Annotated in this window: 10 protein-coding genes; 4 read left to right on the top strand and 6 right to left on the bottom strand. The window is 63.9% G+C overall.

Going from position 1 to position 12,756, the window contains the following annotated elements; genetic code table 11:
* Positions 1 to 14 precede the first annotated feature (14 nt).
* From SAJA_RS07720 to SAJA_RS07695, 4 genes are read right to left on the bottom strand one after another with little or no spacing between them, the layout of a single operon-like run.
* Entirely contained in the window at positions 15 to 776 is a 762-nt protein-coding gene (locus SAJA_RS07720; protein WP_123658093.1) for an aspartyl/asparaginyl beta-hydroxylase domain-containing protein, read from the bottom strand.
* Positions 777 to 819: 43 nt separating this feature from the next.
* The gene (locus SAJA_RS07715) at positions 820 to 1,575 is read right to left on the bottom strand and encodes an SDR family NAD(P)-dependent oxidoreductase (protein ID WP_123658092.1); all 756 of its coding nucleotides are present in this window, start codon (positions 1,573 to 1,575) and stop codon (positions 820 to 822) included.
* A gap of 9 nt (positions 1,576 to 1,584) precedes the next feature.
* Positions 1,585 to 3,975, bottom strand: a complete 2,391-nt coding sequence (gene spt, locus SAJA_RS15585) for a serine palmitoyltransferase (RefSeq protein WP_221180166.1) — start codon at positions 3,973 to 3,975, stop codon at positions 1,585 to 1,587.
* 4 nt (positions 3,976 to 3,979) lie between these two features.
* Entirely contained in the window at positions 3,980 to 5,752 is a 1,773-nt protein-coding gene (locus SAJA_RS07695) for a fatty acyl-AMP ligase (RefSeq protein ID WP_123658091.1), read from the bottom strand.
* A gap of 494 nt (positions 5,753 to 6,246) precedes the next feature.
* Between SAJA_RS07695 and SAJA_RS07690 the strand changes: the two genes are divergently transcribed.
* From SAJA_RS07690 to SAJA_RS07675, 4 genes are read left to right on the top strand one after another with little or no spacing between them, the layout of a single operon-like run.
* Positions 6,247 to 7,395 carry a GNAT family N-acetyltransferase gene (locus SAJA_RS07690; protein WP_184999796.1) on the top strand — a complete coding sequence of 383 codons (1,149 nt, stop codon included), beginning with the start codon at positions 6,247 to 6,249 and terminating at the stop codon, positions 7,393 to 7,395.
* Positions 7,395 to 8,177, top strand: a complete 783-nt coding sequence (locus SAJA_RS07685; protein ID WP_123658090.1) for a nucleotidyltransferase family protein — start codon at positions 7,395 to 7,397, stop codon at positions 8,175 to 8,177. Before SAJA_RS07690 ends, SAJA_RS07685 begins: the two co-directional genes overlap by 1 nt.
* Before the next feature lie 55 nt (positions 8,178 to 8,232).
* Complete coding sequence (locus tag SAJA_RS07680) at positions 8,233 to 9,213, top strand: diacylglycerol kinase family protein (RefSeq protein WP_123658089.1); 981 nt, start codon at positions 8,233 to 8,235, stop codon at positions 9,211 to 9,213.
* Positions 9,213 to 10,190 carry a hypothetical protein gene (locus tag SAJA_RS07675; RefSeq protein ID WP_148070960.1) on the top strand — a complete coding sequence of 326 codons (978 nt, stop codon included), beginning with the start codon at positions 9,213 to 9,215 and terminating at the stop codon, positions 10,188 to 10,190. Before SAJA_RS07680 ends, SAJA_RS07675 begins: the two co-directional genes overlap by 1 nt.
* A 70-nt stretch (positions 10,191 to 10,260) precedes the next feature.
* Here the strand turns inward: SAJA_RS07675 and lpxC are convergent, their stop codons facing one another.
* Complete coding sequence (gene lpxC, locus SAJA_RS07670) at positions 10,261 to 11,181, bottom strand: UDP-3-O-acyl-N-acetylglucosamine deacetylase (protein ID WP_123658087.1); 921 nt, start codon at positions 11,179 to 11,181, stop codon at positions 10,261 to 10,263.
* Between the two features lie 318 nt (positions 11,182 to 11,499).
* Positions 11,500 to 12,651: a cell division protein FtsZ gene (gene ftsZ, locus SAJA_RS07665; protein WP_123658086.1), complete on the bottom strand. Its 1,152-nt coding sequence runs from the start codon at positions 12,649 to 12,651 to the stop codon at positions 11,500 to 11,502.
* Between the last annotated feature and the right edge of the window lie 105 nt (positions 12,652 to 12,756).

The following is a 12,756-nucleotide window of genomic DNA, read 5'->3' as shown; positions in this document are numbered from 1 at the left end:
GTGTTGGCGCCCGATCAGGCCATCGCTGCCTTGTAACGTGCTTCCCAGGCGCGCTGGTTGGCCAGCGCGTCGCGGAAATAGCCGGTACGCCGCAGGGCCGCGATCATGCCGCGCGATACGGCCTTGCCGGGCAGGCCCATCGGGCGCTCGATATCGAACAACAACACCGCACGATAGCCATCGGTGTCGTTCCAGACCTCGTGCGGATAGGTGTCGTCAAAGAAGAACATGCCGCCCTCTTCCCACGGGCAATCCACGTCATCGACCTGGATCATGCAACGCTCGGACGAATCCGGCACCCGCAGACCTATATGACAGCGCACCAGGCCCTTGGTCACGCCGCGATGACGCGGAATATGCTTGCCCGGGCCCAGAATCGAGAAGAACGCGTTCGACAGGCCCGGCACACGCTCCAGCGCTGCCGCGGTCTGCGGGCACAGTTCACAGCCGAAATCCATGCGGGTGCCAAAGCCCCAAAGCATGAATGTCTTCCATTGATCGTCGGTGGAGATCTTGGCCTGATCCGGGCTGATCTCCTGGAAGCTCGGCAGCGCGGCACGACGCTCGAGCAGCGTATCCAGCTCGTCGCGCATGACCGTCCACTGCGAGCGCAGGTCTTCGGCCCAGGGGAACAAGGCGTTATCGAGTACCGGCTCGTCCGGGATACGCGACTGCGAGGACAGAAAATCCATCAGCGTGCCGCGAAACATCTTCTTGCCGTATTTTTTGATCGTCTTGCGACGCATATCGGCCAGGTTCTTCGAGTCGTTACTCATAACCACCTCTGAAACGCCTGTCAGCGCAGGCGACAATACCCGATCACGAACGCCCGCGACCGGCCATCAAACGAATATAGGCGCGGGACGGTAGCAACCGCAGCACCTCGCCGGCAACTATCAGAATCCACGGGCCACGCCAATACGGGCGACGCCGGAGAATCACCCGCGTCATGGCCGCGGTTGCGCGCGCCATCGACATGCGCGGCCACTTCACGCGCTTGCCCGGCTTGGTGATAAAGCCCGGCTCGAGCAGCGTGACGTCGATGCCCGCGGCCCGACAGTCCACGGCCAGGGATTCGGCAAACCGGCCGATACCTGCCTTGGCCGCGGAATAAGCCGCGGCCGTGGGCAGGCCGCGGGTGGCGGCCAGGCTGCCCATCACCACGATATGGCCCTGCCCGGCCGCGCGCATCGCGGGCAGGACATAATCGATGCAATGAATCGTGCCGTCCAGGTTCAGCCGCAGCGTGGTCAGCACCGCCGCAAGATCGAATGTCTCGATACGCGTCGGCGCCCCGCCCCCGGCATTGGCCACCAGCCGCGTGATCGGCCCGGTTCGTGCCACGGCCGTATCAAGGGCCGCGCCAAGAGCGGCTCGGTCCGTCACATCGGCCACAGCCACGATGGCCGTGCCACCGCGTTCCTGGATCGCGGCGGCCAGCGTGTCCAGCTCGGCGCGGCGCCGGGCCAACAGGATAAGACGATCGCCGGCCGCGGCCAGCCGCTCGGCCAGGTGATAGCCGATCCCGGCCGAGGCCCCGGTGACAAGCGTTGTCTCGCGGCCATCGCCGGTCACGGCGCCTGGCTACTCGGCCGCCGCGGCCGCGTATTTCTTCAGTGCCAGAGCCGTTTCACCAAAGGCCGCGATCAGGGTCTCGATCTGCGCGGTGCTGTGGCCCGCGCTGAGGCTCGTGCGTACCAGACACTGCCCGTTGGGCGTGGCCGGCGGCAGCATCAGGTTCACATAAACACCGCGATCCAGCAGGCCCTGCCACATACCCAGCGCGGCCTCGCGCGAGTCGAATACACAAGCCACGACCGGCCCCGGCGCGGCGGCGATCGTGAAACCCAGATTCGACAGCCCGGCGTGCAGCCGGTTGGCGTTGGCCCAGATCCGGTCACGCAAGGTGTCGTCGGTGGCCAGACGTTGCAGGGCCGCCCGCGTCGAGGCGATCACCGACGGCACCATGGAGGCGGTGAAGATATAAGGCCGGCTGGCATAGCGAATCATGTCCAGATCGGCATGCGGGCTGACACAGAAGCCGCCCGCCGAGCCCAGCGACTTGGAAAACGTGCCGACGATGAAATCCACGGCCCCCAGCACGCCTTCGGCCTCGACCACGCCGCGCCCGTGGACGCCGCAGATCCCCATGGAGTGGGCCTCGTCGACCAGGACATAGGCGCCGTGTTTTTTCACCACGCCCACGATTTCGGCCAGCGGCGCCGCATCGCCCAGCATGCTGTAGATGCCTTCAACAACCACCAGCGTGTGCTGGGCGGCCTCGCCCAGGCGGCCCAGGCGCTTGTCCAGATCCCGCGGGTCGTTGTGCTTGAACCGCAGTGTCTTGGCCCCGCCGAGGCGCAGCCCGTCGTAGATGCTGGCATGACAGTCGGCGTCCAGCATCACGGTGTCTTTCGGGCCCACCAGCGTGGAGAGCATGCCCAGATTGGCCTGGTAGCCGGTGGAAAAGACCAGCGCATGCGGCATGTCATAAAACGCGGCCAGCTCCGCCTCAAGCGCCAGATGCCCGTCGTAGGAGCCGTTGGCCATGCGCGAACCGGTGGTGCCGGTGCCCTGGTTGCGCACCGCGGCCACCGAGGCCTCCACGCAATCCTCGTCGAAGGTCAGCCCCAGATAGTTGTTGCTGCCGGCCAGGATCGTGCGCTTGCCGCGAATCACGGCCTCGGTCGCCGAGAGGACACGCTCCATGGGCACGGCCAGGGGCTCGATGCCGGCATCACGCATCTGGCGTCGGACATCGGCGATCGGGGCGAACTTGTCGAACAGGCTTACTGGCCGATGGCCTCCTCCAGCGCGCGTACCAGCTGATCCATCGTCTGCACGTCCGGCAGGAAGTTCAGCGGAATCGAGGTGTCCAGGCGATCCTCCAGCTCCATCATCACTTCCATGACCTGCACCGAGTCCAGCCCCAGATCGTCGACCAGACGCGCGGCCGGCGTGATCGTCGCCGACTCCGCCACCATGGGCTTGAGAAGCTGGGCCAGATGGGTATAGATCTCGTCGTAGCGGCTGCTCATCGATGGATTCCTTGTCAAATGCGTGCGTGCCCAGCATTTCGGCCAGACCCGCAGAAAGCGTGATGCGCGGCTGCCAGTCCAGAGCGCCAGCCAGCGAGGCGGTGTCGGCCACCCAATCGGGCTGCGTCAGTTCCGCGGCCTTGGCCGGCGTGAGCATCGGCGCGTAGCCCAGGCGACGTGCCGCCGCCACGTTGAGCGCCCCGGCCCAGCCCAGTGCCCGGCCCGGTACGGCGATACGCCGCACACGACGGTTCAGCTGCACCGATGCCTCGGCGATGATCTCGTTCCAGTCATGGCCGCCGGCCGCGCCGTCATCGGGCTCGTGGACGCCGGTTGCGCTACAGCCCTGCGCCACCCAGGCACAAACGGCCTCGGCCAGATCCCGGACGTGCAGCATGGAGAAACGGGCATTCGTGCGTCCGGGTGTCACGGCCAGGCCGCGGCGCATCGCGGCAAACAACGGCGCGATTTCGGTGTCGCCGGGGCCATAGACCGCCGGCGGGCGCAGCACAAGACTCCGCGGCGCCGCGGCACCCTCCAGCAGGCGCTCCATGGCCCGCTTGGACAACGCGTAGTGCGAGATATCCGGCGCTCGTGCGGCCAGCGACGAGATAGCCAGCACCGGCAGGCCAGCACGCTCGGCTGCCGCAAAGACAGCCGCGCTGCCCACCACGTTGACCCGCTCGAAATCGGCGTAATCGATTCCGCGTGTGGCACCGGCCACGTGGATGACGGCCGTCGCCCGTGCGCACAGCGCGGCCAGGCGTTCCGGCTGGTCCAGGCCGCCAAGAATCGGCGCGGCGCCGAGAGCACGCACTTCTCCGGCTGCTTCCGGGCGACGCACGAGGGCGGTGACCGAGTGTCCGGCATCGATCAATGCCGTGGTGATTGCGCGCCCGATGAAGCCCGAAGCGCCGGTGACGGCAAGCCGTGCCACGACGCTAGCCGGCCTGTCGGTCGCCGGCCGCCTCGTTGGCCGTGGTGTGGTCCTGGCGACGGGCATGGACGCGATCGGTCAGACGCTGGATATAGTCGTTACGGGCCCCGGCGCGCGACAGCTTGCCCGACGAGGTGCGCGGCAGGGTATGCGGGGCCACGGCCTCGACCAGGCACTCCACGCCGAATTCACGGCGCATCAGCCCTTCCAGGCGCCCGATCAACGCATGACGCTCGGCGTCTTCACGCACACGACACTGGATAACCAGCACCGCAGCATCCTGGCCGTCATCGGCCGGGGCAGCGAATGCCAGCGCATCGCCCGGACGCAACTCCGGCTGTGCCTCAGCCAGCCATTCCAGATCCTGTGGCCAGATATTGCGCCCGTTGACGATGATCAGATCCTTGGCTCGGCCGGTGATCACGATACGCCGGCCGATGCAATAACCCAGATCGCCCGTATTTAGCCAGCCGTCTTCGGACAATACGCGCTCGGTCTCTTCCGGGCGCTGGAAATAACCGGACATGACGCTGGGCCCGCGCACGTGCACGGCACCGATCTGGCGCTCGTCCAGCACCTGGCCGTCGTCGGCGCGAATTTCGAAGTCGTACTCGGGCAACACGTCGCCACAGTCAACGAAGCGTGAAGAGCGCTGGCCGGCAACAGCCGGCTCGGCCGTGCCCGACTCCGCCAGCGCTTCGGCATCGATGCTGTCCGTGGCAAGCCCGGTATCCAGCGGCGCGAAGCTGATCGCCAATGAGCATTCGGCCATGCCGTAGCAGGCCACGAACGCTCTGGGATCGAACTGTGCCGGGGCCAGCGTTTCAGCAAAACGGCCCAGCGAATCCGGGCGAATGGTCTCGGCCCCCGCACCGGCGATGCGCCAGCTCGACAGATCGAAATCGTCGGCGTTGTGTCGAATACGCCGGGCACACAGCTCGTAGCCGAACGACGGGCTGAACGAGATCGTGCCGCGATTACGGCTGATCAGTGACAACCATTGGCGCGGGCGCATGGCGAAATCACGCGTGGCCAGATAATCGACCGAGCGCTGGCTGGTCAGTGCGGCCAGCATGAAACCCACAAGCCCCATGTCGTGATACAGCGGCAACCAGGAGACCAGACGGTCGTCCTCTTTCATCTGTACGCCGAGCTCGAGGATGCTCGACAGGTTCTGCATGACTTGTGCCTGGGTGATCACCACGCCGCGCGGGAACTGCGTGCTGCCCGAGGTATATTGCAGATAGGCCGTGCGGGTGACGTCCGGCTCGGCGAGCGCCCCCTCGGCCTCGGGCAGCTCCGCCAGTGTTTCGTAGCTGCCCAGATGCGCCAGGCGCACATCGGCCGCCGCATCCTCGAGAAAACTCATGAACGCTTCGGGCGCGAGAGCCACGTCGGCATCACAACCGGCCAGCAGGGATTTGAGCTGGCGCGTGTAAGCCTCGCGACTGCCCAGGCCCACGGTCACCGGCAGCGGCACCGGCACATAGCCGGCGTACTGGCAGGCAAAGAAAGCGATCATGAAGCCCGGCACGGTATCGGCCACGAGTGCCACGCGACTGCCTTCGGCCAGGTTCAACGATAGAAAACGCCGGGCTGTCACGCGGGCCTGATCACGCAATTCGCGATACGGCATCGCGTGCACGAGCTCGCCACGACCGGAGTAGAAGTTGAAGCCCGTATCGCCTTCGCCTGCGTAATCGAGCGCTTCGCCGAGCGTCGCGAAATCGGCACGACGCATCGTCAACCGCTGTTCGGTAGGCGTTGGCTTGATCATCGAGTTACCTGTCCTGTGTACGGGCACTTGCAAGATACTGCCGACCATATAAGCGCCAGCGTGAATCCAGCGTCGCTGCCACGGCGTGCCGTTACTTGCATGCAATCATTTGAGCGTCGAATCGGGCCGGCTGGCGCACTGGCCGTGCATGCACCGAAACATCTGATAACGCTGACTCACGTTGTATGAAAAGCATGGCACGCAACCTTAACGGCGGAATCGTACTGCAACACGCTACGCTTTGCACTAGCACACCGCATATCATCTGTATTAGCCGGCGCGTTACAAAATACCGACGTGGCTTCAATCGGCTCATCGACCATCGCGCGATACATGGCTCACCGAGCTGCCAATGATGCCCGAAATAGAATTAAAAAATCGTTCAGAACGACACATGCGCATCACACTCGCTGCATCTACCACGATCGCGGGCTGAACACGGCCGGCGCGTCGCGTATATTGCCGGGCTTGAATGTATCCAAGAGAGCGTGGCCATGGCGTATTCGCACAGCCGGGGGGCGGTTACGATCGTAGCCGTGAATTCGCGGGCCAGACGCGCGCGATTCATAGCGCTGACACACGATCTCTACGCCGATCGGCCCGAATGGGTTGCCCCCATCCGGCTCGAGCGTAGCCTGCATTTGTCAGAAAAACACAATCCTGTGTTTACGCACCTGACATGGCAGGCATGGATCGCGGTCCAGGACGGCCGCGACGTCGGGCGCATCACGGCCCAGATCGATGCGCTTCGCCCGCCGGAAAACAACCAGCGCATCGGTTTTTTCGGCATGTTCGAAACAATTGATGACCCGCGCGCGAGCGCGGCATTGATCGCCACGGCACAAGCCTGGCTGGATGAGCGAGACATCGACCGTGTCCAGGGCCCGTTCAATCTCACGATCAACGATGAGTGCGGCCTGCTCATCGACGGCTTTGATACGCCGCCCATGATGATGATGCCCCACGGGCGCGATTATTATCTGGCGCATCTTGAGGCCCAGGGCTATACGAAGGCCGTGGATATGCTGGCCTACTGGTTGCCTCTGCCGTTCGAGCGCCCCCGGGTGATGCAGCGGCTGCTGGCCCGTTATGCCAAGCGGATCCATATCCGCCCGATCGATCGCAAGCATTACGCAGACGATCTCGTCGTCCTGCGCGATATCTTCAACGATGCCTGGGCCAATAACTGGGGCTTCGTGCCGTTCACCGAGGCCGAGTTCGACGATCTGGGCAGCACACTCAAGCTCTTGATCGACGATGAGCTGGTGCAGATCGCCGAGGTCGACGGCGAACCGGCCGCCTTCATCGTGGCGCTGCCCAATCTCAACGAGGCCGCCCGGGATATCAACGGGCGCCTGAGCCCGCTGGCGATCGCCAAGCTGCTCTGGCGGTTGAAGGTACGGTTTCCCAAAAGTATTCGTGTACCGCTGATGGGCGTTCGCCAGCGCTATCAGAACAGCCCCATGGGCGCTGCCCTGGCCTACGGCGTGATCGGCGCGGTCGAGCAGGCGTTGGTGGCACGCGGCGTCAACGCCAGTGAACTGTCATGGATTCTCGATGACAATCAGGGCATGCGCGATATCATCGAGTCGATCGGCGGCCACGTCTACAAGACTTATCGTATGCTGGAAAAACGCCTGTGATGCGTTGGGATATCATCATACTGGCCGGTGATCGCGGCGCCGACGATCCCGTCGCCCAGGCCGCCGGCGCCGGCTGCAAAGCCATGGCCTCGATCGCCGGCCAGCCGTTACTGGCCCGGATTCTGGAGACAGTGAACAGCGCGCCACAGCTTGCGCACTGTCATATCGTCGGTCCCAGCGCAGACATCGTGGCCGCCAATCCGACGCTGGCCTCGCTGATTGCAACCAGCGGCGCACGCTGGCTGGCCCCCGAGGACTCGCCCGTGGCAAGTGCGATGACCGCCCTGGCGGGTATCGACGCCGATCGCCCGGTGCTGATCACCACCGCCGATCATGCGCTTTTGACCCACGACATGATCACCGCCATGTGCACGCCGCGCGACGATGTCGATCTGGCCGTCGGGCTGATCGATCGGGCGCGTGTATCCAGTGCCTACCCCGAGTCCCGGCGCACCGCGATAAAGCTTGGCGGCCGCGGGTACTGTGGCTGCAACCTGTTCGCTATTCATAAAGCCCGTGGCCGTGTTCTGGTCGATGCCTGGCGGCGCGTCGAAGACGAACGCAAGCATCCGGCCCGCGTGGTCTCGGGCATGCTCGGCTGGGGCGCACTGGCGCGCTACGCCCTGCGCCGACTGTCGATCGAGCAGGCGTTTTCCGGGTTGTCCCGGCGTTTCGATGTCCGCGTGGCGCCAACGCTTTTGACAACGCCCGAAGCCGCGATCGACGTCGACACCGTGGCCGATTTACGCCAGGTCGAAGCCATACTGAGCGCACGCCACTAGCCGATGGCGCGCATCAAACGTCTAGAATACGCGTCTCATATCGTCTGGAGCCGGCATGGTTCGTAAAGCGTATGCCGACACGCCGCGCCGGCTGGGCATCATCTACAATGCACAGAGCGGGCGTCATCGGCGTCGATGGGGGCATCATCCCCTCCCGCTCGATGTACCCGCGATCGAGGCCAATACGGTCGAGGAGATCCGCGCGGCCGTGGCCCGGCTGGCCGCAGCCGGCGTCGATCTGCTGGCTATCGCCGGCGGCGATGGCACCGTGCAGTGTGTGCTCGGCGAAATATTGATCAAAACCGTTTTCGACACGCCGCCGGACATCGCGCTGATTCCTACCGGCAGCACCAACATGACGGCCAACGATGCCGGCTTTGTCGATGTCCGCCACGACGGCTGGCAGCCGCTGTGCGACTGGGCCGCCGGCCACCGCTCGGCGCGCCTGCGTGATCGGGATGTCCTGCGTATCGATCCGGCCGACGGGGCACCGGCCATCGCCGGCATGTTCTTTGGCGCCGGCGCGATTCATCACGCCGTCGAGCACACCCAGAAACGGCTGCACAGCGTGGGACTACGCGGCGAGGTCGGCCCCGCGCTGGCGTTCCTGCGCTTCGTGAAATCAGTGATCATAGGCGATCGTCGACATTTCACCCCGACCCCGCTGAGCGCCGACGACGGCCCGCACCGCCGCCTGGACGGTGATACGTTGCTGATCGTCGTCTCGACCCTGCACCGGCTGGTTCTGCGCTTCAACCCGTTCTGGGGCGAGGAAAGCGCGCCGTTGCGTTGGACCGCGATTCGCCACGGCGCGCCGCGTCTGTTCTGGCGCCTGCCGGCCGTGGTCCGGGGCAAGCGTCCCTTCGGCAAGGCCCACGACGGCCATGACGGCTACGTCAGCCATAACAGCCATACGCTGTCGCTGTGTTTTGACGGCGGCTATATCGTCGACGGCGAATTCTTCCAGCACCGCAGCGCCGACGGCCCGCTGCGTCTGTCGGTGGCCGGCCGGCTATCGTTCGTGGGGCTGTCGTGATGAACGAAAACGTGGCCTTCAAGAGCGCGCGACTGGCCGCACTGGCCGGGCCCTGTCGATTCGACAACGCCGAGGCACTGGCGCCGTTTCTCACGGCCATCAAGACACGCCACGGCGCCAGCGTCCTCGGGGTGATCTTCTATGGCAGCTGCCTGCGCAGTGGCGATATCCGCGAGGGCCTCGTGGATTTCTATGTCGTCGTCGACGACTATCGCCGGGCCCACGATAGCCGGCTGAGCGCGGCCGCCAATCGTCTTGTCCCGCCCAACGTGTATTACCTGGAGGCCGCCGACGCCGCCCCCAATACCGGCGCCGACAAGCCGTCGCGGCTGCGCTGCAAGTACGCGGTCATCAGCGAAGCCGAGCTGGCCTATGGCTGTCGCGATGCGTTGACCTCCGGGCTCTGGGGCCGCCTGGCACAGCCGGTGGCCATCGTCCATGCCCGTGATACCGTCATTCACGAGCGCCTGCGCATGCACTGTGGCCAGGCGGTCGTCACGCTGCTCGAGGAGAGCCTGCCGGTACTGCATGCCCCGCTGGCGCCGGCCGAGGTTTTCGCGCGCTGCCTGGCGCTGAGCTATGGTGGCGAGCTTCGAGCCGAGACCGATGAGCGCACCACGCGCATCACGGCCCAATACAGCGCTGAATATGCTCGACGTGCCCGCGATGCGATCGATTTACTCGATCTCGCCGTGCACATCGATGATCGCGGCCTGATGCGTTGGCAGGCATCGGCGGCCCGACGACGCCAGGCACGACGGCTCTGGTCGGCGCGCCGTCCGATCGGGCGTTTACTATCGGTCGCGCGTTTATCGAAAGCCTGTTTCACATTTGGTGACGCGGTGGATTACGGCGCCGACAAACTGGCGCGCCATACCGGCGTCACGATCGAAGTCACCCCGCGCCTGCGCCGTCATCCGCTGATTTACGGCTGGCCCGTGCTCTGGCGGCTTTATCGACAAGGGGTTTTGAAGTAACCCCCGAACACGAAAAAGCCGGCGCTCGGGCCGGCTCATTCACACCGCGTTGATGACGCGCCGGACTCGTCTAAGCCGCCACGGTCACCGGCTGGGCATTGATATAAGAGATCGGCAACGCCTCGGGCGCATCGAAGGTGATCTCTTCCCAGGCCTTGGGATTATCGAGCAGCGCCCGAACCAGCTTGTTGTTGAGGGCGTGGCCCGATTTGAACCCGGAGTAGCTCCCGATCATGCCCCGGCCGGTCAGATACAGATCGCCGATCGCATCGAGAATCTTGTGCCTGACGAACTCGTTGTCGTAACGCAGGCCGTCGGCGTTGAGCACGCGATAGTCGTCAAGCACCACGGCGTTGTCCATCGAGCCACCGCGGGCCAGATCGTTCTGGCGCATATACTCGATATCACGCATGAAACCAAATGTCCGTGCCCGGCTGACCTCTCGCACGAACGACGTCGTCGAGAAGTCAACCGTGGCTGACTGCGTTTCCTTCGAAAACGCCGGATGATCGAACTCAATCGAAAAATTGACCTTGAAGCCATCGAACGGGTCGAAGCGGGCCCATTTATCTCCGTCACGCACTTCCACCGACTTACGGATACGCATGAAGCGCTTGGCGGCATCCAGCTCCTGTATGCCGGCGGATTGCAGCAAAAACACGAACGGCCCGGCACTGCCGTCCATGATCGGCAATTCGTCACAGGAGAGCTCGACGACCGCGTTGTCGATGCCCAGCCCTGCGAGAGCCGACATGAGATGCTCCACGGTCTTGACGTGCACGCCATCCTGTACCAGCGTTGTCGCCAGCGTGGTATCTCCGACCCGATCGGCCGTGGCGCGAATATCCACCATCGGGCTCAAATCGGTGCGACGGAATACGATGCCACTGCCAGCCTGTGCCGGGCGAAGCGTCATATAGACCTTCTTACCGGTATGCAGGCCGACGCCGCTGGCGCGAATTGAATTTTTGAGCGTGCGCTGTCGTAGCATGAGTCGAGTTTCCCTGGCCATCCATAGACGGCCTTCTTCCCTAGTCATTTTTATCGGTCATTCTTTGATCACTGACTGATCAAAATCTCGGGTCATCAACTGGACGAGTCCGCGGCACGCGTCATCATCCTGTCATCAAGACAGACTATAGTTTAGCCAACCAGTCTTAACTTTGACTTAATTTTAACGGTGTTGTAACGCCGTCAATAAAACCCGCCACGATATCACGGCTGGAAGTACGAGTTCTATTCGGCATTCGTCGCCTCCCCCAACGACGCCGCCACTGATCGCCCAGTGGCGGCCACGTGTTCTAGCGGTTCAGTCCGCTTGATTACGCAGGAATGCCGGCACGTCGAAGTAATCCATGTCCACCGCGGCGCTGTCGTTCTGCTGATTACGCGGCGACTGGCGAATGACGGTCGGGCGATCCAGATCCTCGTAGCGCATCTGGCCGGCCGCATCGCGCTTGACCGGGCGACGTACATCGCGCTCGGGCGTGGCCTGATGACCGCCCAAGCCCGTGGCCACGACCGTGACCGTGATTTCATCGCCGCAATCGGCATCCTCGGCCATACCGACAATGACCTCGGCGTTGTCTCCGGCCATCTCGGCCACGACTTCGTTGACAATCTGGAACTCGTGAATTCCCAGATTCTCGTCGCCGGTAACGTTAACGAGCAGGCCCTGCGCGCCGTGTAGCGACAAGTCGTCGAGCAGCGGGCTGGCCAGCGCGGCTTCAGCGGCCTCGCGGGCACGATCCTCGCCCTTGGCGGTGGCCCGGCCCATCATGGCCATACCCTGAACGCCCATGACACGTTTCACGTCCGCAAAGTCGACGTTCATCATGCCGGGCCGGGTGATCAGATCGGAAATGCCCTGCACGGCGTTGTGCAACACGTTGTTGGCGGCCTGGAAAGCGTTTTTCAGCGTGATCGACTTGCCAAGTGCGGTCAGCAACTTCTCGTTCGGGATGACAATCAGCGAGTCCACGAACTGACCCAGCTCATCAATACCCTTCTGCGCCACTTCCATGCGCTTGCCGCGCTCGAACGGAAACGGCTTGGTCACTACGGCCAGCGTGAGAATACCCATTTCTCGGGCAATCTCGGCGACCACCGGTGCGGCACCCGTGCCGGTGCCACCGCCCATGCCGGCGGTGATGAACAACATGTCCGCGCCTTCGATCGATTCACGAATCCGCTCACGATCCTCTTCAGCGGCCTGACGCCCAACCGACGGGTCGGCACCTGCACCCAGACCACGCGTGACGTTATTGCCCATCTGCACGAGCACATCGGCGTTGCAGCGCTCGAGGTGCTGTGCATCGGTGTTGGCACAGATGAAATCCACACCCCGGATACCGCCGGCCACCATCTGGTTGACGGTGTTGCCACCGCCACCACCGACGCCAATGACCTTGATCACCGCTTGGGCGTTGTGTTGATCAGCAAACTCGAATACTTCTGGCATGTTGCACCTCATGTTGCTTGCCGTGCTTTTCCTCTGCGGGAAAACATCTAGCCTCGTGCCCTGGCTGTCTTTTCGATCGTATGACTTGCAACGCTCGCGGCGAAC

This window comes from Salinisphaera japonica YTM-1 (assembly GCF_003788585.1).
Taxonomy (GTDB): Bacteria; Pseudomonadota; Gammaproteobacteria; order Nevskiales; family Salinisphaeraceae; genus Salinisphaera; species Salinisphaera japonica.
Note: the sequence above shows the minus strand (reverse complement) of the source record. Positions and strands in the feature narration are given on the sequence as shown.